Genomic DNA, 20858 nt, shown 5'->3' with positions numbered 1-20858 from the left:
TTGATGCACGCGCCCGTTATCGATACCGAGGCCACGACAGCCATCGGCGCCAGCGGACCGCTGGCGCCGCTCCAGCGTGTTGTCTCGCTACTCAATCGCATCATCGTCGTTCTGGCTGCGTTTGCACTGGTCGCGGCCTGCGTCATCCTGAGCTACAGCGTGGCGGGCCGTGCACTGTTCAAGGCCGCCAACTACTGGCAGGACGAAGCCGCCGTATTCTTGCTCGTCGGCGCCACCTTCATGACTGCGGCCTATGTGCAGGAGCATCGCGGCCACGTCAGCATCGAAGCCTTCGTTGGGTTGATGTCTCCGCTCGCCAACAAGATCAGGCTCTGGCTGGTCGACGTCGCGAGCTTCTTGTTTTGTGCCTTCTTCACCTGGAAATCCTGGACCCTGACACATGAGGCCTGGGTCGATGGCCAGGTCTCGAATTCGATGTGGTCGCCGCCGCTGGCGATTCCTTACGGCCTGATGGCCGCCGGGATGACCCTGCTGTGCCTGCAGATGCTGCTGCAGATCGTGGCCCCGCTGACCGGAGCGCGTCGATGAGCGTGTTCGGAATTGGGGTTGCCTACGGACTCTCGACCCTGTTTGCGATGTTCGCGGGCATGCCGATCGCGTTCGCGCTCGGCGCCGTCGCCGTCGTATTCATGGCCATTTACATGCCGGCCGCGTCGCTCGATACCGTCACGCAGAACGTCTACGAGGAGATGGCGTCGATCACGCTGCTGTCGATCCCGCTGTTCATCCTCAAGGGTGCCGCGATCGGCCGTTCCCGCGCCGGACAGGATCTCTATTCTGCGCTGCATGCCTGGCTGCATCGCGTGCCCGGCGGATTGGGCGTCGCCAACGTGTTCGCCTGCGCGCTGTTCGCGGCAATGGCGGGATCGTCGCCCGCGACCTGCTCGGCGATCGGCTCGGCCGGCATTCCCGAGATGCGCAAGCGCGGCTATTCCGGCGGCTTCGCAGCCGGCATCATCGCCGCCGGCGGCACGCTCGGCATCCTGCTGCCGCCGTCGATCACGATGATCCTGTTCGCGATCGCCGCGGAGAAATCGCTGGGACGGCTGTTCCTGGCCGGCATCGGCCCCGGATTGCTGCTGGTCACGCTGTTCGGCGTCTATGCCGTCGTGCGCTTCCGCCAGGAATACGCGCGCGCAAAAACGGTCTATGAGAAGTCGGGCACCTGGTCGGACATCCTGATCAAGGACGAATACACGATGGCGCAGCGCTTCTCCGTGCTGCCCCGCGTGATCCCGTTCGTGCTGCTGCTGACCGGCGTCATGGTTGCGCTCTACGGCGGATTGGCCACGCCGTCGGAGACGGCAGGTCTCGGCGGCATCCTGGCGCTGGTGCTGATTGCGATCATCTACCGGGTCTGGAGCCCGACCGATCTCGCGCCGATCATGAAGGCGACGCTCCGCGAGTCGACCATGCTGATGCTGATCATCGGCATGTCGCTCTTGTACTCCTACGTGATGAGCTACCTGCACATCTCGCAGTCGGTGGCGGAATACATCGTCGCGATGCATCTGCCACGCTGGGAGCTGCTCGCCGCGATCCTGCTGATGGTGATCGTGCTCGGCTTCTTCCTGCCGCCGGTGTCGATCATCCTAATGACGGCGCCGATCATCCTGCCGCCGCTGCGCGCGGCGAACTTCGACATCATCTGGTTCGGCGTGGTGATGACGATCGTCATGGAGATGGGCCTGATCCATCCGCCGGTGGGTCTCAACATCTTCGTCATCAGAAACGTCGCGCCGGACATCCCGCTGCGGGAGGTGATCTGGGGCACGCTGCCGTTCGTGCTGCTGATGATGGCCGCCGTGCTGCTGCTCTGCTTCGTGCCGCAGATCTCGACGGCGCTGCCGGATCTCGTGATGGGGCCGGATCTGAGCCGCTGACGCGGCGGCGAATGGCGAATGGGGAGTGGCGAATAGGGGATATAGCGAATGGGCCTTCCCTATTCGCCATTCGCTACTCGCCTCATCTTCGCATTCAGTGCCGCTGCAACACGGCTGACCGGTGGCCGGCCGAGCAGCCGGCTGATTTCGTTGGTGGCGGCCAGCAGTTTCGTCATGTCGACGCCGGTGCGGATGCCCATGCCTTCGAGCATGTAGACGACGTCCTCGGTCGCGACGTTGCCGGTCGCGCCCGGCGCGAATGGGCAGCCGCCGAGGCCGCCGGCCGCGGCATCGATGACGCGGACGCCCTCCTCCATGCCCGCATAGAGATTGGCCAGCGCCTGGCCGTAGGTGTCGTGGAAATGCATCGCCAGATGCGTCACCGGCACGTCGTCGCAGACAGCGCGCAGCATCTGCCTGGCCTTGAGCGGCGTGCCGACGCCGATCGTATCGCCCAGCGATATCTCGTAGCAGCCGAGGTCCCACAGCGCCTTGGCGACATTGGCGACGGCCTGCGGCCTGATCTCGCCTTCATAGGGGCAACCCAGCGCGCAGGAGACGTAGCCGCGCACCCGGATGCCGTCGGCCTTGGCGTGGGCGATCACCGGCTTGAAGCGCTCCAGCGACTCTTCGATCGAGCAATTGATGTTGGCGCGGGAGAAGCTCTCGGAGGCCGCGGTGAAGACCGAGATCACCTTGGCGCCCGCGGCGCGCGCCGCCTCATAGCCCTTCACGTTCGGCACCAGCACGTGGAATTCGCCGGGCAACGCGGCGACGCTGCGCATCACCTCGTCCGATCCCACCATCTGCGGGATTGCCTTGGGCGAGACGAAGGCGCCGACCTCGACCGTGGTCAGCCCTGCGTCCACCAGCGCACGGACAAAGGCGATGCGATCGGCCACGCTGATCGGCATCTTCTCGTTCTGCAGGCCGTCCCGCGGGCCCATTTCGATGATGCGCACGCTTTCGCTCATGCCGACCTCTTCGGGTTCGAGGATCAGGCGGACGGTTCGAGGTCCGCCAGTTCGACGCCTTCCTGCACGATGTCGCCGACCTTGCACTTGATCGCCTTGAGCCGGCCTGCGAACGGCGCCCGCAGGGTCTGCTCCATCTTCATGACTTCGAGCGTCAGGATCGCCGCGCCCTTCTCCAGGACCGCACCTTCCTGCGCGAGCAGCGCCACCACGGTCCCCGGCAACGGCGCCACGATCTTGTCCTCGCCGGCCTGCTCCTCGTCGTCACCGCCGAACGGATCGATCCAATGCAGATCGAAACGGCCGTTGCGGGTTCGCAGGTACAGCTCGTGGCCCTCGATGACGGCCACCACATGGGATTTGACGCCGTCGCGCACAAGGTCGAAGCCGCCGTCGTCGGTCGGAAGTGCCGAGAACGAGCTCTCACGGCCCTCGATCGACAGGCGCTGCACGCCCGGACCATAGGCCAGCGTCACCGTCCGCGACTCCGCTCCGGCGCCCTGGCGGAACGAGAACATGCGCTGCCGCAGTCCCACCGGCATCCAACCGGATGCGCGCCACGGCGATCCCTGCTCCTTCACGGCCACGGTCTGCTCGTCGATGAGAATGGCCGCGACGGCGGCACAGAGCTCGACATCACCGGCCACCGCCCCTGACTGGGTCAGATGCGTCAGATGGCGCTCGATGAAACCGGTGTCGATCGTGTTCGCCACGACGTCGGGATGCGTCAGCAGCGCCGACAGGAACGGGATGTTGCTGACGATGCCGCGGGCGTCGGTGTCCTCCAGGCCGCGGTTGAGCCGCTCGATCGCGACCTCGCGGGTCGGCCCCCAGGCAATCATCTTGGCGAGCATCGCGTCGTAATAGGGCGAGACCGCATCGCCCTCGCGATAGCCGGCATCGATGCGCAGGCCGCCGGTTTCAGCAGGAAGCCGCCAGGTCTTGATCGTGCCGACTGAGGGCATGAAGTTCTTGGCGGGATTTTCCGCGTAGACGCGGGCCTCAATGGCATGGCCATGCAACCGGATCTGGTCCTGCGTCAGCGGCAGCTCTTCGCCGAACGCGACGCGCAACTGCCATTCGACGAGATCGACGCCGGTGATCAACTCGGTGACGGGATGCTCGACCTGCAGGCGTGTATTCATCTCGATGAAGAACACGTCGCGGCCGTCGGAGACGAACTCGATGGTGCCGGCGCCCACATAGTTCACCGCGCCCGCCGCGCGCCTCGCCGCCGCGCAAACCGTCTCCCGCTGCTCCGGCGTCAGCGTCGGCGACGGCGCCTCCTCGATCACCTTCTGGTGCCGGCGCTGCAAGGTGCATTCGCGCTCGAACAGCGACACCAGATTGCCGTGGCTGTCGCCGATGATCTGCACCTCGATGTGGCGCGGGTTCTGGACGAATTTCTCGATCAGCACACGGTCGTCGCCAAACGCCGCCTTGGCCTCGCGCTTGGCGCTGGTGACGGCATCAGCGAGATCGCCGGCTGCATTGACCACGCGCATGCCGCGGCCGCCGCCACCGGCGGAGGCCTTGATCAGAACGGGAAAGCCGATCCGCGCGGCTTCATTGGCGAGCGTCGCCTCGTCCTGCGCCTCGCCGTGATAGCCGGGCACCAGCGGCACGCCGGCCTGCTCCATCAGGAATTTGGAGCCGGACTTGGAGCCCATCGCGGTGATCATCGCGGCCGTCGGCCCGACGAACACCAGGCCCGCGTCGAGACAGGTCTGCGCGAATTCGGCGCTCTCGGACAGGAAGCCATAGCCGGGATGAACCGCCTCGGCACCTGTCTGCCTTGCAGCCTCGATCAAGCGCTCGATGTTGAGATAGGAGTCGCGGGCACGCGCGGGGCCGAGCAGCACGGCTTCGTCGGCGAGCGCGACATGCAGCGCGTTTCGATCCGCCTCAGAGTAGACCGCGACGGTCTTCAATCCCATCGCGCGTGCGGTGCGGATGACGCGCACGGCGATCTCGCCGCGGTTGGCGATCAGGAGCTTGCGGAAACGGCGATACAATCCGGGACGAACCATGATCACATCCTGAACAGGCCGAACCTGGTCGGCTCGACCGGGGCATTGGCGGCGGCAGACAATCCGAGGCCAAGCACGAGGCGGGTATCGGCGGGATCGATCACGCCGTCGTCCCACAGCCGCGCCGTCGCGTAGTACGGATTGCCCTGCGCCTCGTATTGCGCACGGATGGGGCTGCGGAATTTCTCTTCCTCCTCCGTCGGCCAGCTCTCGCCCTTGGCCTCGATGCCATCGCGGCGGACCTGGCTCAGCACCATCGCGGCCTGCTCGCCGCCCATCACCGAGATGCGCGCGTTCGGCCACATCCAGAGGAAGCGCGGCGCATAGGCGCGGCCGCACATGCCGTAGTTTCCGGCGCCATAGGAGCCGCCGATCACGACGGTAAACTTCGGCACCGCGGCGGTCGCGACCGCCGTCACCAGCTTGGCGCCGTCGCGTGCGATGCCCCCGGCCTCGTATTTCTTGCCGACCATGAAGCCGGTGATGTTCTGCAGGAACACCAGCGGAATGTTGCGCTGGCAGCACAGCTCGATGAAGTGCGCCCCCTTCAGCGAGCTCTCGCTGAACAGGATGCCGTTGTTGGCGATGATGCCGACCGGATGGCCCCAGATATGCGCGAAGCCGCACACCAGCGTCTGGCCGTAGAGCTTCTTGAACTCGTCGAACTCCGAGCCGTCGACCACCCGCGCGATGATGTCGCGCACGTCGAACGGCTTGCGGCCGTCGACCGGCACGACGCCGTAGATCTCTTCCGCCGCATAGCGCGGCTCGCGCACCTCGCGCATGTTCAGCGCGCTGCGTGCGCCCGGCGGCTTCAGCGTGCCGACGATGCGCCGTGCGATGCCGATCGCGTGCGCGTCGTTCTGCGCATAGTGATCGGTCACGCCCGACTGCCGCGAATGCACGTCGGCGCCGCCGAGTTCCTCGGCGCTGACGACCTCGCCGGTTGCCGCCTTCACCAGCGGCGGGCCGCCCAGAAAAATTGTGCCCTGGTTGCGCACGATGATGCTCTCGTCCGACATCGCCGGCACATAGGCGCCGCCCGCCGTGCACGAGCCCATCACGATCGCGATCTGCGGAATGCCGGCCGCCGACATCTGCGCCTGGTTGTAGAAGATGCGGCCGAAATGCCGCTCGTCGGGGAAGATCTCATCCTGCAGCGGCAGGAACGCACCACCCGAGTCGACCATGTAGACGCAGGGCAGATTGTTCTGCCGGGCGATGTCCTGGGCACGCAGATGCTTCTTCACCGTCATCGGGTAGTAGGTGCCGCCCTTGATGGTAGCGTCGTTGGCGACGACGACGCATTCGCGGCCGGCAATGCGGCCGATGCCGGTGACGATGCTGGCCGAGTGGACGTCGCCGCCATAGAGCCCGTGTGCGGCCAATGGCGACAGTTCGAGGAACGCCGTTCCGGGATCGAGCAGCAGGTCGACGCGCTGGCGCGCCAGCATCTTGCCGCGCGACAGGTGCCGGTTGCGCGAGGCTTCGCCGCCGCCCTCGGCGACCTGCGCCAGCCTTGTTCTGAGGTCGGCGACCAGCGCGCGCATGGCGTCGGCATTACGGGCGAAATCGGAGGACGATGGATCGATCGTGGAGTGAAGCGTCATGACCGGCGTCTTCGTTGCGAGGCTGGAGGGGAAGCCGTGGGAGCACGCGTCAGAGCGGTCGCGGCCGTCCAGGCCGCTGCGAGCCCGGGTGTACCATCTTTGCCCGCATGCTGTCCTCCCTGCCCGCCGGCGGCCCGGTTTGCGGCCATCCGTCCTTCTCGAATTAAACGATCATACGTTTTTAAATTCTATTCTCAAGCGGATTGTTGTAGGGTCCGGGGCGAGCAGCATTTGCTTGAGACCACGGAATTTTCAGACTTCACTACGGGACCCCCTACCGTGGCGGATCCGCCGCGATCGGCACCGGGACGGTCCAGCGAGGACGAGATGGCGCGCACGATCGGGTCGCATGGTCCGACGACGATGGAGGCGATCCGCAAGGCCGGCCTGCGGCTGATCTTCCAGCATGGCTATGAGGCCATGAGCCTGCGCCAGCTCGCCGCCGAGGTCGGCATCCAGCCAGGCTCGCTCTACAATCACATCAGCACCAAACAGGAGCTGCTGGCGGAGCTGATCCAGGACCACATCAACAACCTCCTGCGCGAGCTCGACCAGGCGCTGCGCGGCACCCAGGGTCCGGTCGAACGTCTCAGGGCGTTCGTCGCCTTCCACGTCGGCTATCACATGACCCGAAAGCGCGAGGTCTTCATCGCCAACTCGGAGCTGCGCAGTCTCGATCCCCGCAACTATGAGGCGGTGGTAGCGCTGCGCGGCGCCTATGAGCGCCGGCTGGCCGACATCCTCAGCGACGGTGTGGCGCAAGGCGTGTTCGACGTCGACGACATCCAGGTCGCGACCTTTGCCATCATCGCGCTCTTGACCGGGCTGTGCAGCTGGTACCGTCCGGGCGGCCGGCTCAGCAAGGAGACGATCATCGCGGCCCATGAGAAGCTCGTCCTCTCCGGCGTCATGCCGCGCACCGCCGGGCCTGCGCAGGCCGGCGGCGGCCGGCCTGATCACCCGACCGGCTGAACGGGCCGCGCCGATGGCTGGCAGCCCGGAGCTCGACGCGATCGATCGCAGGATCCTGGCGGAGCTCCAGGCCGACGGCCGGATCCGCATCAACGAGCTCGCCGGCCGGGTGGGGATCTCGCATCCGAACTGCCTGCGCCGCGTGCGGACGCTGCGCAACAGCGGCGTGATCAAGTCCATCCGCGCCAGCATCGACGAGCGGTCGCTGGGCTATGAGGTGGTAGCGTTCGTGTCGATTCAGCTCGACAGCCAGCACCAGACGGCGCTGGAGGCGTTCGAGGCCGCGATCGTGCCGTTGCCCTGGGTCCAGCAATGCTGGCGGCTGTCGGGAGATGCGGATTTTCTGCTGAAATGCGTGTCGACCGGGGTCGAAGGCATGAGCCGCCAGCTCCGCCAGTTCGCCGCCCTGCCCGGCGTCCGGGCCATCAGGAGCTTCCCGGTGCTCGGCCTGTCAAAGGACGCGCCGCTGCCCATCCCCGGCGGGCTGCTGAACGGATGATGGCCGTGTCGGCCCCTCAATGCGTCCAGGGCTCGCCGCGGCGGAACGAGAAATTGTCGGCATAGGCGATCTGCCGCTTCACCGGCTCCTTCGGCTCGATCACCTCATAGGGAATGCCCTTGCGTTCGCAATAGGCGATCGCCTCGTCCTTGGTGTCGAAGCGCAAGGTGACCTGCTGCTTCATGTCCGAAGAGGATGTCCAGCCCATCAGCGGCTCGACCGAACGCGGCTGCTCCGGCTCATAATCCAACTGCCAGTCCCGGGTCTTGGCCTTGCCCGATTGCATCGCGTTCTTGGCGGGCTTGAAAATGCGTGCGGTCATGGCTGGTAGAGCCCCTGGAAGCTGCGGTCGTCATGCGTTTGGCGGAAACGGCCGGGATGGGTTACAGGCAAGCTTCAGCACGGAACGGTGATTCCCATCCTGGACATGACCGTTTATCGTGCTCCGTATAGTCATTCTGCCGTCCCGTGACAATCTCGGTCGACTGCCACGGCGCCTCTGCCCCCCGACGTTTTCCATTCAAAACAGTGCGTTGAAGCGGCCATGAAAATCAATGCCACGCTGCCCGAGCGAGGGCGCGACCTTCGGCTCGACCTGTTTCGCGGAATCGCCAACTGGGCGATCTTTCTCGATCACATCCCGGACAATGTGGTGAACTGGATCACCACGCGGAATTACGGCTTCAGCGACGCCGCCGACCTGTTCGTCTTCATCTCCGGCTATACCGCCTCGTTCGTCTATGCGCGCATGATGATCGACCGCGGCTTCATCGTCGGCGCCACCCGGCTGTTCAAGCGGGTGTGGCAGCTCTACGTCGCCCACATCGTGCTGTTCGTGATCTATATTGTGGCCATCAGCTATCTGGCGACGCGCTTCGGCGTCTCCGAGATCATCGACGAGTTCAACGTCGCGGGCCTCGTCGACCACGCCAGCGATACGCTGGCCCAGGGGCTGATCCTGAAGTTCAAGCCGGTCAATCTCGACGTGCTGCCGCTCTACATCGTGCTGATGGGCTTCTTCCCGCCGGTGCTGTGGATGATGCTGCGCCAGCCCGACCTGACCATGATCGCCTCGATCGTGCTCTGGCTCGTGGCGCGGCAGATGGGCTGGAATTTTGCGGCCTACCCGGCCGGCACCTGGTACTTCAATCCGTATTGCTGGCAGGTGCTGTTCGTGTTCGGCTCATGGTGCGCGCTCGGCGGCGCCCGCCGCTCGATGGGCATCATCATGGCGCCGGCCACGCTCTATTTCTGCATCGCCTATATGGTGCTCGCACTGGTCATGACGATGGCCGGCCGCTTCCCTGAGCTCGGATCGATGTTTCCGAACTGGCTCTATTCGGCCTTCAATCCCAACGACAAGACCAATCTCGCGCCGTACCGCTTCCTGCATTTCGTGGTGATCGTCATTTTGGTCATCCGTTTCGTGCCGAAGGAATGGCCGGGCCTGGAGTGGAAGGCGCTCGATCCCCTCGTCGTCTGCGGCCAACAGTCGCTGGCGGTGTTCTGCGTCGGCGTGTTCCTGTCCTTCATCGGCCACTTCACCCTGATGCTGAGTTCAGGTTCGCTGCTGGCGCAGATCCTCGTCAGCGCCGCGGGCATCGCGATCATGACCACCGTGGCCTACTACATCTCCTGGTCGAAGAGGCAGGACAAGCCGCTGCCGAAGCCGCCTGCGCCGAAGTAACCCCCGCACATCAGGGGCGCGGGGGTGGTTCCCGCGTCCGTTGACCTGCATCAAGCCGGCCACGATCGGGCTCGCTAAGGTTTGCATCACAAAGGGTGCCGCCTTCCGCGGCGCGCGTTCCCTGGCGAACGCACAAGGCCGCCACGCGGCGATTTGCTGACAAGGACCAGAACATGCCGACTCATTTCCATGCCGTTGTGTGGCTCGATCACAGCGAGGCCAAGGTGTTCCATATCGGACTGACCGGTGCCGACGAGCTGACGCTGCATCCACACCTGCAGACCAAGCATCTGCACCACAAGGCCAACGAGATCGGCAGCGGCCACGCGGCGCCCGACAAGAATTTCCTCGAGGAGGTCGCGCACGCGCTCGATGACGCCGGCGAGATCCTGATCATCGGCCCGTCCAGCGCCAAGACCGAGCTTGCCAAGTACCTGCACGAGAAGCATCCTGCGGTCGGAAAGCGCATCGTCGGCGTCGAAGTTGCCGATCACCCGACCGATCGCCAGATCGTCGCCTATGCCAAACAGCACTTCAAGATGGCTCCGCCCCGCGTGGCGACTGGCACTGCGGGCTAAGTATAGCCTTTCTCCCGTCGCAGAGTCCGTTCGATCATGGACATGCTGACGCCGGACCAATCCAATGCCATTGCTGCCACGCCGGCCATCGATCGCGGCCGGCGTCGTTTTCCGTGGCGCGGCCTGCTCTCGATCATCCTGCTGTTCGGCGCACTGGCTGGGTTTGCCGTATGGTGGATGCGTGGACCGCTCATCGCGACCGCCCGCATCACTCGCGGCACGGCGGCCGAGATCGTCTATGCAACCGGCGCGGTGGAGCCGGAGACGTGGTCGCGGAGCACGCCGCTGGTTCGCGGCCGCATCGTCGAGCGCTGCCGCTGCGAGGGCAAGCTGGTCAAGGCCGGCGACGTGCTGGCGCGGCTCGACGACAAGGAGGCGCTGGCCACCTTGAACGATCTGCGCGCACAGGAGGAATTCCAACGCCTCGAATTCGAGCGGCAGACGCAGCTACTGGCGCGCGGCGCGGCCACCTCGCAAGCGTACCAGCGCTCCGAAAGCGATCTCGCCCGCATCCGCGCCCAGATCGCGGCCCAGACCCAGCGCCTCGACTACTTCAAGCTGGTGGCGCCGATGGACGGCGTCGTCCTCAAGGAGGACGGCGAGGTCGGCGACATGGTCGATCCCGGCACCATCCTCTACCGCGTCGGCCTGGAGAAGCCGCTCTGGGTCGTCGCCGACGTCAACGAAGAGGACATCCCCCGTGTCCAGGTCGGCCAGAAGGCGCTGCTGCGCGCCGATGCGTTCGGCAACCAGGCGCTGCCTGGGACGGTGAAGCAGATCACGCCGGCGGGCGATCCCGTGGCGAAGACGTTCCGCGTGCGGATCGGCTTGCCCGACAACACGCCGCTGCGCGTCGGCATGAGCGTCGAGGCCAACATCGTCAGCCGCGAGACGGCCGACACGCTGCTCGCGCCGGCCAATGCCGTCGTCAACAACAGCCTCATGGTGATCGAAGGCGGCCGTGTGCACCGGCGCGCGGTGCGGATCGGTATCCGCGGCTCCGCGGCGGTCGAGATCCTCGACGGCGCCCACGAAGGCGAGCTGGTCGCGGCGCCCGCAACCGCCGACATCACGGACGGCGAGCGGATCCGCGTGATCGAGCCCGAGACGTCCGCGCCATGAGCCTCGTCCTGACCATCGCCTGGACCCATGTGCGCCATCGCGCCCGGCAGACGCTGGTCGCGATCGCCGGCGTCATGACCGGCGTGGCGTTTTCGGTGATGATGGCGGCGATGATGGAGGGCTCCCAGGACGACTTCATCCGCACGCTGGTCGACGCGCTGCCGCACATTTCGATCACCGACGAGCTGCGCCAGCCGACCCGCCAGCCGGCCGACCTGGTCTATGCGGCGGCCGAATTCCACCGGTTGACCCCGAACGTCCGCCGCCCCGGCATCAAGAACCCGATGGCCACCATTGCCTCGCTGCAGGGCTGGGTGCCGGGCGCGCTGACGGCGTCGGTGCAGTCAAAGGCCGTGCTGCGCTTCGCCGGCCGCAACCTGACGGTCGCGATCATCGGCATCGATCCGCGCACGGAGGGCCAAGTCTCGACGCTGCCGAGCCACATGCGGCAGGGCAATCTCAATTCGCTGTACCGGTCCTCGCACGCGATCCTGCTCGGCGACCGGCTCGCGGCCAAGATCGGCGCGCGGGTGAACTCCAACATCACGCTCGCCTCGGCCCAGGGCATCAGCATGAACGCGACCGTCGTCGGCACCTTCCATTCCGGCTTCCGCGGCACCGACGAGACCACCGGCTACGTGCTGCTGCGCACCGCGCAGATCCTGGAGCGCCAGACCGGGATCATCAACGAGATCCGCGTCCGCACCAACGATCCGATGCAGGCGCGCCTGATCAGCGAGCGCATCGGCGAGCAGACCGGCTACAAGGCGGTCTCCTGGCAGGAGGCGCAGGAGGATCTGCTGGCGGCGATCACGCTGCGCAACGTGCTGATGTACACCATCGTCGGCGCCATCCTGCTGGTCGCGAGCTTCGGCACCTACAACATCATCTCGACCATCACCCACGAGAAGACCCGCGACATCGCCATCCTCAAGTCGCTCGGCTTCCGCGACCGCACGGTCCGCGCCATCTTCATCGTCGAGGCGCTGTTCATCGGCCTCACCGGTGCCGCCCTCGGCTGGGCGCTCGGCTACCTGCTTACCCGCGGGCTCGCCTCGCTCGAGTTCAAGACGCCGTTTTCCGACTACAATCATCTGCCCGTGCTGTATTCGCTGAAGCACTATCTGCTGGCGGGCGCGGTCGCGCTGATCTCCAGCGCCGTCGCCGGCTACTTTCCGGCCCGGGCCGCAGCGCGGTTGCATCCGGTCGACATCATCCGGGGCGCGACGTGAGCCCGCCCCTGATCGAGGCGCGGCAAGTGACGAAGGTGCTGCCCGGCGAGGTGCCGGTGACGCTGGTGGCCGACATCGATCTCGTGATCCGTCCGCGCGAGCTCATCGCCATCACCGGACCGTCGGGCTCGGGAAAATCCTCCCTGCTCTACCTGCTTGGCCTGCTCGACCTGCCGAGCCAGGGCGACGTGCTGATCGACGGCCGCTCGACGACGGGCATGAACGAGGATGAGCGCGCCGAGGTGCGACTGTCGCGGCTCGGCTTCGTCTTCCAGTTTCATTTCCTGCTGCCGGAATTCTCGATCACCGAGAACGTCGCGCTGCCGATGCGCGCGCTGGCCCGGCTGTCGCCGCGCGCCGTCACCCAGCGCGCCGAGGAGCTGCTGGCGTCGCTCGGCCTCGCCGATCATCTGCGCAAGACGCCGGACAAATTGTCCGGCGGCCAGCGTCAGCGCGTTGCGGTGGCGCGCGCGCTCGCCAACGATCCGCCGGTGATCCTCGCCGATGAGCCGACCGGCAGCCTCGACACCGCCGCGACCGCGCAGGTGTTCGGCATCCTGCGCGATCTGGTCATGCTGCGCGGCAAGACCGTCGTCGCGGTCACGCACGATCTCAACCTCGCCGCTCAGATGCAACGGCGCGTGCACATCATCGACGGCCGGCTGGCGCAGGACGAGCTGGCGCGCTGATCCGCCCGCCGCGACCTCGGCACGGCCGACGCGCGAACCGCCTCCTGCGCCTGATTTGATTTAGCGCAAAGACGCGAGATTTCGATTCAGAGGATGCTGACCACCAGCGGATGTTCCTTCCCCGGATTCACCCGCACACTTCGGATGCTCCCGGGTTTTGCCGCTGCGGGAGCATCCGAATTTTTTTATCGGCCCAGCCGCGCTCGCGGTCGCTCGGCCGTTTGACCGCTGGCGGCCTGGCCGAAATCTTTCTCGCTATCGTGAGTATCGCGCCAGCTATCAGGCCCCGCCTGAGAAAGCCGCGCCGCTGCGGAGATGGTCGGGGCAGCTGGATTCGAACCAACGACCTGCAGTACCCAAAACTGCCGCGCTACCAGGCTGCGCTATACCCCGATGTTCTCAAGGACCATTGTCCTGGAGGACCCGTCACTACACGGTCGCGGCCTCCGCAGCAAGACCGCGGCCCGGTCCGTGAAGCGGGGCCGACATGAAAACGGCCCCAGGAAGCGCCGTTCCGGGGGCCGTCAAATACCGTGGTCGCAGGAAGCATCCGCTCAGTGCGAGGACAATGCCGGCGAGCCCGTCTCGGGGTGGATCTCGGCCGCCATCATGCCCTTGGAGCCGGGCCCGTAGCGGACCAGCACCCATTGGCCGGGGCGCAACTCGGTCATGCCGTAGCGGCGCAGGGTCTCCATGTGGACGAAAATGTCCGGGCTCCCTTCCCCGCAGGTCACGAAGCCGAAGCCGCGCAGCCGGTTGAACCACTTGACCTGGGCTCGCTCCAGCCCGCTGGTCGGCGTCACCGTCACATGGGTGCGCGGCGGCAGCATCTGCGCCGGATGGATCGCCGTCGACTCGTCCATCGAGACGATGCGGAACGCCTGGTAGCCCTTGGAGCGCTGCACGCACTCCACCACCAGGCGAGCACCTTCATAGGCGGTCTGGTAGCCGTCGCGCCTGAGCACCGTGACGTGCAGCAGCACGTCCGGCCAGCCATTGTCGGGAACGATGAAACCGTATCCCTTCGAGGCGTCGAACCATTTGATGACACCGCTGATTTCGACGAGGTTCTCGCCAAGACCGGTCATCGCATCGATTGCCGAGTCGCGCGCGACGCCGGTTTGATATTCCGCCCCGAGCCGGGTTGGTGTCGATACACCAACGACCGGCATCCCAAGCTTCTTGGACTCAAATCCGTCCGACCCCATAACCCCGGACCTCACATATGAATTGTGAGCCGCCACCCCTGCAACGGCGCCCTCATACACGTGCTCACCACCTATACCCACGATGAGTCACGCGAATCTCTCGAATCAAAGATAACATTCCCTCGTGCCGCGCATAGATAAAAATCGGTTTCAGTGAGGCATATGAACAGAGATGCCGACAAAAATGCATCAATTTCCGTTCAATTACGGACGAACGATCCGAGTACTTCGCCGATGTCGTGGTGGATAACAAGGTCTGCAACGTCGTCCTGATCGGTCGGTTCCCGGTTGATGATCACGAGTTGCGCGCCAGCCCGCTTTGCCATCAATGGAAAGCCCGCGGCCGGCCACACAACCAGCGATGAGCCGATCGCGACGAATAGATCGCAGTGCTGCGCGAGTTCGGTGGCACGCTGCATTTCATGCTCGGGCATCGACTGACCAAAGGATACCGTCGCCGTCTTCACCGGCTCCGCGCAATCGGGACAATCCGGCGCGGCACCGTCGGCCTCGAAGCGCTCGCGCACCCAGTTGAGCTCATAGCGCTGCCCGCATCCGATGCATCGCGCGTAGGTGGTGTTGCCGTGCAGTTCGATGACGTGATCCGGGGCGAAACCGGAGTCCTGGTGCAGGTTGTCGATGTTCTGAGTGATGACGGCCGGAATTTTCCCCGCACGGTAAAGCGACGAAAGCGCCAGATGGCCGCGGCCGGGCCGCGCCGCGGCAAACGTCTCCTGCATCGCGAAGCGCCGCCGCCAAGCCTCGTCCCGCGCCTCCTGGCTGGCGACGAATTCGTCGAAATGGATCGGCCGGTTGCGCGTCCATAGACCGCCGGGAGAACGGAAATCCGGAATGCCCGTCTCGGTCGATAGTCCAGCGCCGGTGAAGGGCACGATCACACGCGCCGCAGCGATCATGTCTCCCAGGCGATTCACCCCGTCGTGCAGATCGGATGCAATCATCAGCGGCTGCCCCGAACCATGAGACCTCGCATCATCATTGTCCTCCCTTCATAGCACGACAAGCTGGCTCCCGCCTCCAAGCGTGTCCGGCCCGGCTGCGTCGTCGTGCCACTCCGTATCCACCGGAACCGGCCGTGAACGACGCGGCCACAAGCAAAACGAGTCGGATTGTTCCGTGTCTACCTGAAGACGTTGGCGCTGCTCGCCTCCCGCGGTCTGTCCCCGGCAAAACGCGCGGGCCGCCTGCAGCCGGGCCGTGCGTCCGCAATCACGCCTCAATCGGACATCCACATCGCGCCAGCGATTCGCCAGGAAGTTTGTCACGCGTCTCACGGCGAGGCTCGCCGGATAGCAACCGGAGCAGAGAGGATCCGTGAGGCAGAACGAGACGCAGGACGACCGCCGCGCGAAGGAGCGCGCCGACATCACCGCAAGGATTGCACGGTTCAAGTCGACCCAGGAGAAGTTCGCGCGCGAACGCGAGGAATATGCCCGCTCGGCGTGGAAGAAGGCGCAGCGCGGCGAGGCCGCGGAATAGCAGGGATGAAACGAGAGCCCGGAGGCTTTCGCCATCCGGGCTCTCCTTCTCACGACTGACGCCTACCAGTGATGACGCCAGTGGTGGTAGCGATGATAGTACGGTCCGCCGTAATAGGCATACGGGCCGGGCGCGTAGACGTAACGCGGGCCGTAGTCATAGTAGTCGTAGCCCGGACCATAGTAATAGGGATGCGACGCCGCGATCGCGCCGGCGGTCAGCGCGCCCGCCGCGAGGCCGAATGCGAGACCCGGACCAAGACCGCGCGCCTGTGCCGGCGCGGGTGCCGCCAATGCGGTGACGGCGACGGCACCCGCGGTCGCCAGAACTGCCAATGCCTTTCTCATGATCGTTGTCCTCCAATTCCGATGCGTCCAAACAACGCAGATGCGGGGGAATTGGTTGCAGGCTGGTCGCCCCCGCGCGCGGCGGGAACGGTAACGCTAGTCATGCGTTCACCCCTCTAGGGGGAGTCCGCGATGGCATCCTGGCTGGAACTTCTATTCAACATCATCGGCTATGGCGGCTTCGTCGTGCTTGCGTTCCTTCATCCCGGGACCGAGGCGGCCGGTACGGAAGACGGAGCGGATCTGGACCGCGACTGACGCCGAGCCGCGTGGCGATCACGCCGGAGGCTCATCCACAATCGATCCAACGCCTGTCCACAGCTCCCAGCCTGTGTCTTTTGGCTCCCGGATCAACGGCTTGCTGCGCAACATCCACCAGCTTGTCCCCAGCGCGCGCGACGACGCTGCCCGCTCGGGCGGAGGCCGCACGGGCCGGTCAAACTTCCCGGAAAAGCCCTTGAACCTTCCTGCGGCACGCCGAGACAGATCAGTACTGGGGATTTCAGGGCCCAGTGTTCGAGGGTGGCGCCACGCGACGAAGATATTCCGTCGCGCTGGCGCTGCTGTCGTTTTCCGCTTTCCCCGCGCGAGACTTCGCGATCCGCGCCGGCGGCGCTTCGGCGAACGCGACACTCAGGCCCGCCGCAGCCTACACATTCCGCAACGAAAGAGGCCCCCTTCTCAGGGGGCCTCTGACGTGATCACGACCGTGACTGACGGTCAGATCAGGCAACCGCGTCCTTGGCGGCCTTGACCGGGCGCGCGCGCACGATCTTGCGGGCCGGCTTGGCCTTGAACATCATCTCTTCGCCGGTGAAGGGGTTGGTGCCCTTGCGCGCCTTCACGGCGGGTTTCTTGACGACGACGAACTTGGCGAAGCCCGGCACCAGGAACACGCCGTTCTTCTTCAGCTCCTTGTGGCCGACGTCGGTGAGCGTCTCCATGACGTTCTTGACGTCGCGCTTGGACAGCTCGGTCGAGGTCGCAATCTTCTCGATCAGCTGCGACTTGGAAAGTTGGGTAGCCATCGTATCTCCTTGTGATTGGTACCGGTGAATGACGTGACGACTGCGCGGCTATCAGCGCATTGCTGCGCAGACTGGTCGGGGCATTCTGGCTGCATTGCACAGCCGGGACTTCAGTCGTCTGGTGGCGTATCACCCCGCGATTTTTCGGGATTCTCCTGCATTTCAAGGGGCCCCGAAGCACCCACAGCGGCGCCAAAATTCCAACGGAGCGCGCAGAAGTCAAGCTGCGATGGCGATCGAACGGAGCATGCGATTCATTTTCCCCTATATTTCCAGGCATTTTCGATGGTCCTGCGTGATTTTGGCCTCACATTGCAGGCGAAACACGCTGAAATCCCTGCATGCGGTCGCATCGCGCCCGTTCATCCCTGCCGCGAATCACTGCCAAAACAGCGATTCGCTGGCATACGGAGAGGCTCTCGCAACACCGCGCGGCCCCGTCGAATGCGTCGCCGCGCGCACCGCACATCCGCGCGAGCCGGCATCGCCGCAGCATCAGGCTCGATACACGGGCGAACGAATTGCTGCTATGGATCGGCGTCCGCAGGCGGCCGTTGAGCATCCGCTTCGAGTTCAGGGAGAGAAGAAACGATGCGTTATCTCCACACCATGCTGCGCGTGCGCAATCTCGACGCCGCGCTCAAATTCTATTCCGATGCGCTCGGCCTCAAGGAGGTGCGCCGGATCGACAACGACAAGGGTCGCTTCACGCTGGTGTTTCTCTGCGCACCCGAAGATGAACACCTGCTGAAGAGCCTGCCGCCGACGCGCGGCGCCCCGCTGGTCGAGCTCACCTACAATTGGGACGAGGAGAGCTATGGCGAGGACCGCTTCTTCGGCCATCTCGCCTATGAGGTCGACGACATCTACGCCACCTGCGACCGGCTGATGAAGCTCGGCATTACCATCAACCGGCCGCCGCGCGACGGCAACATGGCCTTCATCCGCTCGCCCGATCTGCACTCGATCGAGCTGTTGCAGAAGGGCGAGCCGAAGGCGCCGGCCGAGCCCTGGCTGTCGATGCCGAACACCGGACATTGGTGAGCCGTTCGCACTCGTCCACCTGCCGGAACATCGAGGCCATCCTCGCGTTGTCGCTCCGATTGATGGAGAGGATTCGAGGAGGCCGAGATGGGTCGAGGAATTCTACTGTGGTTGTTGGGCGTGCCGATTCCGGTGATCATTCTGCTGTGGCTGTTCTTCGGCCACTGATCGCCGCGAACGACGCGTTCGACGGAAAAGCCCCGCTTCGAGCGGGGCTTTTTGCGTAACATTCGCTAGCAATGCCGTTCGCCCAGACAGGAGCCGGACGTGTCCGCCGACAACAGACTGACGATCTGGGGCCGCCCCAATTCGGTGAACGTGCAGAAGGTGCTGTGGTGTCTCGCCGAGCTCGATGTCCCTTATGACCGTATCGACGCGGGCATGCAGTTCGGCCGCAACAACGAAGCGGATTATCTCGCGATGAATCCGAACGGCCGCATCCCGACGCTGGTCGAGGGCGATTTCGTGCTGTGGGAGAGCAACGCGATCATGCGCTATCTCTGCCTCGCCCATGGCGATGGCACGCCGCTCTATCCAACGACGCCGCGGCACCGCGCCGCGGTGGAGCGCTGGCTGGACTGGACGCTGTCGACGGTGCAGCCGATCGAGCGTCCGCTGTTCTGGGGATTGGTGCGAACGCCGGCGGAGCAGCGCGACATGGCCGCCTTGCAGAAGGCGGCCGACGACGCCGCGGCGATGTGGCGCATCCTCGACACACATCTGGCCACGCGCAGCCATGTCGAGGCCGAGCGCTTCACGCTCGCCGACATCGCGCTCGGCGCCTATGCACGGCGCTGGTTCGGAGTCGAAGGTGTCGTCAAGCCGGAGCTGCCGAGCCTCGCGCGCTGGTACGGGGAGATCGCGCGACGCCCGGCCTTCATCCGCCACATCGCGCCGCCGCTGTCGTGAGCACCTCAGCGGCTGGTCGAGGTGCCCATCTCGACACGCAGGGCGCCGCCGACCTTCACGCAGGTATCGGTTCCCTCGACGCGCACGAAGTTGGCACCGTAGGACGCGCAGGGATTGTTGCTGGCGGCGCCTGAACGGAGTGCAGCCTTGTTGGGTCCAGCCGCCTTCGGCGCGGGAAGCGGTGGCGCAAGAAGCGATGATCCCGGCGAGCCGGCGGCTGCCACGGTCACGGCGGCCAGCGCCGCGATGGCGCCCAGGATGAGAGATCGACACATGCCGCTTGTTAGCGCGTCTGCCGCAGGGAAGCGATAGCGACGCCTACTTGCCGATGAACTTGACGCCGACCGAGGCGCCGCGGCGCCACACCACCTGGCACTGGCGGCCCGTTCTTGCGTCGCGCGCGAAGGCGAGCCGGATGGTCGCCGGCAGCGCCGCCGCGTCCTGCAGGGTCAGCTTGGCGCCGGCGCTGGAAATGTCCTGAACCAGGCAATGGCGCACGGCGAACCCGCCATCCAGCGTGATCCACGCCGGCTGCTTCATCGATTTGCGGGCTTCCCGCTTCTTGGGCGCGGCCATCATCCTGCTCCTGCTTCGCCCGCTGCAGTACGGCAAGGACCCTAATGGACGGTTGACCGGACCACGTACTCGCCTGCGGTGCATGAGCGCAGACCTCACGCCGACCGCATCTCGACGCGGACCGTGGATTTCGAGATCGGGGGATGGGTAAGGAAAGCCGGCGCGGAGTGGCGCTCCCTAGCGGAATCGAACCGCTCTCTCCACCGTGAAAGGGTGGCGTCCTAACCGATAGACGAAGGGAGCAATACGCACGATGCCAGAGGGCACGAGGTCCCGGTGCCATCGCCGCTTGCACGTTTCGGTAAAACCTTCAGCAAATCAGCCGCTTGAGGCGATGATCTGCGAGGTCGGCTGAACCACCGACGGTGATTCCGTGCCGCGCGCCGAACGTATAGAGGCGTTTCGCCGGCCGGGCAAGCCACCCCTCGGCGGTCTTTCCGCGCCTCCTCCAGCCATGCTCAACGCGCCGCAAACAGCGGGGAGATGCCGTCCGTGTCGATGTAGACCACGCCCTCCTCGACCTTGACCGGATATTGCGCCAGCGCGCTCTCCGGCGGGTGGAGCGGCGTACCGGTGAAAGCATCCCACGTCCAATTGTGCACGGGGCAACTGAGGACGCGGCCGTCGAAGCCGGCCTCCTCCATCGGCGCCGCCGTGTGCGGGCAGACGCCCTGGAACGCCTTGAGCTCGCCATTGTCGGGCCAGGCAAGGATGATGAGCTGGGCGTCGGCGATGACGAGGCGCATGCCGCCTTCGTCGATGGTGTCGGCCTTGCAGACGCGGGTGAACATTCGCTGGCCTCATGCTCCATTGCGACCATCGCAATCGAAGGACCACGAGCAAAACTCGTTCCGCGGACCGCGCTGTACCCCGCGAGCCCGACAAGACCGTGGCACCCTTCTTGCTGCCTGCCCTGCAGATCTGGTCGAACGAGCCGACGTGTCGCAAA

24 protein-coding genes and 2 tRNA genes are annotated in these 20858 nt (G+C 65.3%); 13 read left to right on the top strand and 13 right to left on the bottom strand.

What is annotated here, in order from left to right:
• The first annotated feature begins 3 nt into the window (after nucleotides 1–3).
• Both QX070_RS15395 and QX070_RS15390 read left to right on the top strand, forming a co-directional pair.
• On the top strand, nucleotides 4–549 hold the full coding sequence (locus QX070_RS15395; RefSeq protein ID WP_315737875.1) for a TRAP transporter small permease: 546 nt from the start codon (nucleotides 4–6) through the stop codon (nucleotides 547–549).
• On the top strand, nucleotides 546–1904 hold the full coding sequence (locus tag QX070_RS15390) for a TRAP transporter large permease (RefSeq protein WP_315737874.1): 1359 nt from the start codon (nucleotides 546–548) through the stop codon (nucleotides 1902–1904). The genes QX070_RS15395 and QX070_RS15390 overlap by 4 nt, the downstream gene beginning before the upstream one ends.
• A gap of 59 nt (nucleotides 1905–1963) precedes the next feature.
• On the opposite strand, the gene QX070_RS15385 is transcribed toward QX070_RS15390, so the two are convergent.
• From QX070_RS15385 to QX070_RS15375, 3 genes are read right to left on the bottom strand one after another with little or no spacing between them, the layout of a single operon-like run.
• On the bottom strand, nucleotides 1964–2878 hold the full coding sequence (locus tag QX070_RS15385; protein ID WP_315737873.1) for a hydroxymethylglutaryl-CoA lyase: 915 nt from the start codon (nucleotides 2876–2878) through the stop codon (nucleotides 1964–1966).
• 23 nt (nucleotides 2879–2901) lie between these two features.
• Entirely contained in the window at nucleotides 2902–4908 is a 2007-nt protein-coding gene (locus QX070_RS15380; protein WP_315737872.1) for an acetyl/propionyl/methylcrotonyl-CoA carboxylase subunit alpha, read from the bottom strand.
• Nucleotides 4909–4910: 2 nt separating this feature from the next.
• Nucleotides 4911–6518, bottom strand: coding sequence for a carboxyl transferase domain-containing protein (locus QX070_RS15375; protein ID WP_315737871.1), 1608 nt, complete (start codon nucleotides 6516–6518; stop codon nucleotides 4911–4913).
• A 327-nt stretch (nucleotides 6519–6845) separates the two neighbouring features.
• On the opposite strand from QX070_RS15375, the gene QX070_RS15370 reads away from it, so the two are divergent.
• Nucleotides 6846–7490 carry a TetR/AcrR family transcriptional regulator gene (locus QX070_RS15370; RefSeq protein WP_315737870.1) on the top strand — a complete coding sequence of 215 codons (645 nt, stop codon included), beginning with the start codon at nucleotides 6846–6848 and terminating at the stop codon, nucleotides 7488–7490.
• Between the two features lie 13 nt (nucleotides 7491–7503).
• The gene (locus QX070_RS15365; protein WP_315737869.1) at nucleotides 7504–7989 is read left to right on the top strand and encodes an Lrp/AsnC family transcriptional regulator; all 486 of its coding nucleotides are present in this window, start codon (nucleotides 7504–7506) and stop codon (nucleotides 7987–7989) included.
• A gap of 16 nt (nucleotides 7990–8005) precedes the next feature.
• Here the strand turns inward: QX070_RS15365 and QX070_RS15360 are convergent, their stop codons facing one another.
• A complete protein-coding gene (locus QX070_RS15360; RefSeq protein WP_315737868.1) occupies nucleotides 8006–8311 on the bottom strand; it encodes an ETC complex I subunit in 306 nt (101 codons plus the stop codon).
• 222 nt (nucleotides 8312–8533) lie between these two features.
• Here QX070_RS15360 and QX070_RS15355 point away from each other — a divergent pair, with 222 nt between their 5' ends.
• The 5 genes from QX070_RS15355 (at nucleotide 8534) to QX070_RS15335 (ending at nucleotide 13297) form a co-directional block, all read left to right on the top strand.
• Nucleotides 8534–9676: an OpgC domain-containing protein gene (locus tag QX070_RS15355; protein WP_315737867.1), complete on the top strand. Its 1143-nt coding sequence runs from the start codon at nucleotides 8534–8536 to the stop codon at nucleotides 9674–9676.
• A gap of 173 nt (nucleotides 9677–9849) precedes the next feature.
• Nucleotides 9850–10254 (top strand): translational machinery protein, encoded by a 405-nt coding sequence (locus QX070_RS15350; RefSeq protein ID WP_315737866.1) that lies wholly within the window; start codon nucleotides 9850–9852, stop codon nucleotides 10252–10254.
• A gap of 42 nt (nucleotides 10255–10296) precedes the next feature.
• Nucleotides 10297–11376, top strand: coding sequence for an efflux RND transporter periplasmic adaptor subunit (locus tag QX070_RS15345; RefSeq protein ID WP_315737865.1), 1080 nt, complete (start codon nucleotides 10297–10299; stop codon nucleotides 11374–11376).
• On the top strand, nucleotides 11373–12608 hold the full coding sequence (locus QX070_RS15340) for an ABC transporter permease (RefSeq protein ID WP_315737864.1): 1236 nt from the start codon (nucleotides 11373–11375) through the stop codon (nucleotides 12606–12608). Before QX070_RS15345 ends, QX070_RS15340 begins: the two co-directional genes overlap by 4 nt.
• Nucleotides 12605–13297, top strand: coding sequence for an ABC transporter ATP-binding protein (locus QX070_RS15335; protein WP_315737863.1), 693 nt, complete (start codon nucleotides 12605–12607; stop codon nucleotides 13295–13297). The genes QX070_RS15340 and QX070_RS15335 overlap by 4 nt, the downstream gene beginning before the upstream one ends.
• A 316-nt stretch (nucleotides 13298–13613) precedes the next feature.
• Here QX070_RS15335 and QX070_RS15330 read toward each other — a convergent pair.
• The 3 genes from QX070_RS15330 to QX070_RS15320 all read right to left on the bottom strand — a co-directional run bounded on the left by QX070_RS15330 (nucleotide 13614) and on the right by QX070_RS15320 (nucleotide 15467).
• Nucleotides 13614–13690: transfer RNA gene (locus QX070_RS15330), tRNA-Pro, on the bottom strand.
• Between the two features lie 161 nt (nucleotides 13691–13851).
• On the bottom strand, nucleotides 13852–14505 hold the full coding sequence (locus QX070_RS15325; protein WP_315737862.1) for a cold-shock protein: 654 nt from the start codon (nucleotides 14503–14505) through the stop codon (nucleotides 13852–13854).
• A gap of 200 nt (nucleotides 14506–14705) precedes the next feature.
• Entirely contained in the window at nucleotides 14706–15467 is a 762-nt protein-coding gene (locus tag QX070_RS15320) for an SIR2 family NAD-dependent protein deacylase (protein ID WP_315737861.1), read from the bottom strand.
• A gap of 373 nt (nucleotides 15468–15840) precedes the next feature.
• On the opposite strand from QX070_RS15320, the gene QX070_RS15315 reads away from it, so the two are divergent.
• Complete coding sequence (locus QX070_RS15315) at nucleotides 15841–16005, top strand: hypothetical protein (RefSeq protein WP_315737860.1); 165 nt, start codon at nucleotides 15841–15843, stop codon at nucleotides 16003–16005.
• Between the two features lie 62 nt (nucleotides 16006–16067).
• On the opposite strand, the gene QX070_RS15310 is transcribed toward QX070_RS15315, so the two are convergent.
• Nucleotides 16068–16352, bottom strand: coding sequence for a hypothetical protein (locus tag QX070_RS15310; RefSeq protein WP_315737859.1), 285 nt, complete (start codon nucleotides 16350–16352; stop codon nucleotides 16068–16070).
• Nucleotides 16353–16484: 132 nt separating this feature from the next.
• On the opposite strand from QX070_RS15310, the gene QX070_RS15305 reads away from it, so the two are divergent.
• Nucleotides 16485–16610 carry a hypothetical protein gene (locus tag QX070_RS15305; RefSeq protein WP_315737858.1) on the top strand — a complete coding sequence of 42 codons (126 nt, stop codon included), beginning with the start codon at nucleotides 16485–16487 and terminating at the stop codon, nucleotides 16608–16610.
• Between the two features lie 467 nt (nucleotides 16611–17077).
• On the opposite strand, the gene QX070_RS15300 is transcribed toward QX070_RS15305, so the two are convergent.
• A complete protein-coding gene (locus tag QX070_RS15300; protein WP_172109121.1) occupies nucleotides 17078–17380 on the bottom strand; it encodes an HU family DNA-binding protein in 303 nt (100 codons plus the stop codon).
• A gap of 591 nt (nucleotides 17381–17971) precedes the next feature.
• On the opposite strand from QX070_RS15300, the gene QX070_RS15295 reads away from it, so the two are divergent.
• Complete coding sequence (locus QX070_RS15295) at nucleotides 17972–18424, top strand: VOC family protein (RefSeq protein ID WP_315737857.1); 453 nt, start codon at nucleotides 17972–17974, stop codon at nucleotides 18422–18424.
• 267 nt (nucleotides 18425–18691) lie between these two features.
• Nucleotides 18692–19333 (top strand): glutathione S-transferase family protein, encoded by a 642-nt coding sequence (locus QX070_RS15290; protein ID WP_315737856.1) that lies wholly within the window; start codon nucleotides 18692–18694, stop codon nucleotides 19331–19333.
• A gap of 5 nt (nucleotides 19334–19338) precedes the next feature.
• Here the strand turns inward: QX070_RS15290 and QX070_RS15285 are convergent, their stop codons facing one another.
• From QX070_RS15285 to QX070_RS15270, 4 genes are all read right to left on the bottom strand, one after another.
• Nucleotides 19339–19608, bottom strand: a complete 270-nt coding sequence (locus QX070_RS15285; RefSeq protein ID WP_315737855.1) for a porin — start codon at nucleotides 19606–19608, stop codon at nucleotides 19339–19341.
• Between the two features lie 43 nt (nucleotides 19609–19651).
• The gene (locus QX070_RS15280; protein WP_315712079.1) at nucleotides 19652–19909 is read right to left on the bottom strand and encodes a PilZ domain-containing protein; all 258 of its coding nucleotides are present in this window, start codon (nucleotides 19907–19909) and stop codon (nucleotides 19652–19654) included.
• A 168-nt stretch (nucleotides 19910–20077) separates the two neighbouring features.
• Nucleotides 20078–20152: transfer RNA gene (locus tag QX070_RS15275), tRNA-Glu, on the bottom strand.
• A gap of 215 nt (nucleotides 20153–20367) precedes the next feature.
• Nucleotides 20368–20700, bottom strand: coding sequence for a Rieske 2Fe-2S domain-containing protein (locus QX070_RS15270; RefSeq protein ID WP_315737854.1), 333 nt, complete (start codon nucleotides 20698–20700; stop codon nucleotides 20368–20370).
• Nucleotides 20701–20858: the final 158 nt, after the last annotated feature.

Origin of the sequence: Bradyrhizobium sp. SZCCHNR1093 (assembly GCF_032381175.1) — a bacterium.
Taxonomy (GTDB): domain Bacteria; phylum Pseudomonadota; class Alphaproteobacteria; order Rhizobiales; family Xanthobacteraceae; genus Bradyrhizobium.
The sequence above is the reverse complement of the archived record's forward strand: the minus strand, read 5'-3'. Positions and strand labels throughout refer to the sequence as shown.

Coding starts and splice junctions, on each gene's coding strand:
- QX070_RS15305 (WP_315737858.1), top strand. CDS start 16,485: ATGGCATCCTGGCTGGAACTTCTATTCAACATCATCGGCTATGGCGGC.
- QX070_RS15270 (WP_315737854.1), bottom strand. CDS start 20,700: ATGTTCACCCGCGTCTGCAAGGCCGACACCATCGACGAAGGCGGCATG.
- QX070_RS15390 (WP_315737874.1), top strand. CDS start 546: ATGAGCGTGTTCGGAATTGGGGTTGCCTACGGACTCTCGACCCTGTTT.
- QX070_RS15285 (WP_315737855.1), bottom strand. CDS start 19,608: ATGTGTCGATCTCTCATCCTGGGCGCCATCGCGGCGCTGGCCGCCGTG.
- QX070_RS15280 (WP_315712079.1), bottom strand. CDS start 19,909: ATGGCCGCGCCCAAGAAGCGGGAAGCCCGCAAATCGATGAAGCAGCCG.
- QX070_RS15370 (WP_315737870.1), top strand. CDS start 6,846: ATGGCGCGCACGATCGGGTCGCATGGTCCGACGACGATGGAGGCGATC.
- QX070_RS15375 (WP_315737871.1), bottom strand. CDS start 6,518: ATGACGCTTCACTCCACGATCGATCCATCGTCCTCCGATTTCGCCCGT.
- QX070_RS15395 (WP_315737875.1), top strand. CDS start 4: ATGCACGCGCCCGTTATCGATACCGAGGCCACGACAGCCATCGGCGCC.
- QX070_RS15355 (WP_315737867.1), top strand. CDS start 8,534: ATGAAAATCAATGCCACGCTGCCCGAGCGAGGGCGCGACCTTCGGCTC.
- QX070_RS15320 (WP_315737861.1), bottom strand. CDS start 15,467: ATGATTGCATCCGATCTGCACGACGGGGTGAATCGCCTGGGAGACATG.
- QX070_RS15360 (WP_315737868.1), bottom strand. CDS start 8,311: ATGACCGCACGCATTTTCAAGCCCGCCAAGAACGCGATGCAATCGGGC.
- QX070_RS15350 (WP_315737866.1), top strand. CDS start 9,850: ATGCCGACTCATTTCCATGCCGTTGTGTGGCTCGATCACAGCGAGGCC.
- QX070_RS15295 (WP_315737857.1), top strand. CDS start 17,972: ATGCGTTATCTCCACACCATGCTGCGCGTGCGCAATCTCGACGCCGCG.
- QX070_RS15310 (WP_315737859.1), bottom strand. CDS start 16,352: ATGAGAAAGGCATTGGCAGTTCTGGCGACCGCGGGTGCCGTCGCCGTC.
- QX070_RS15385 (WP_315737873.1), bottom strand. CDS start 2,878: ATGAGCGAAAGCGTGCGCATCATCGAAATGGGCCCGCGGGACGGCCTG.
- QX070_RS15300 (WP_172109121.1), bottom strand. CDS start 17,380: ATGGCTACCCAACTTTCCAAGTCGCAGCTGATCGAGAAGATTGCGACC.
- QX070_RS15340 (WP_315737864.1), top strand. CDS start 11,373: ATGAGCCTCGTCCTGACCATCGCCTGGACCCATGTGCGCCATCGCGCC.
- QX070_RS15365 (WP_315737869.1), top strand. CDS start 7,504: ATGGCTGGCAGCCCGGAGCTCGACGCGATCGATCGCAGGATCCTGGCG.
- QX070_RS15345 (WP_315737865.1), top strand. CDS start 10,297: ATGCTGACGCCGGACCAATCCAATGCCATTGCTGCCACGCCGGCCATC.
- QX070_RS15325 (WP_315737862.1), bottom strand. CDS start 14,505: ATGGGGTCGGACGGATTTGAGTCCAAGAAGCTTGGGATGCCGGTCGTT.
- QX070_RS15380 (WP_315737872.1), bottom strand. CDS start 4,908: ATGGTTCGTCCCGGATTGTATCGCCGTTTCCGCAAGCTCCTGATCGCC.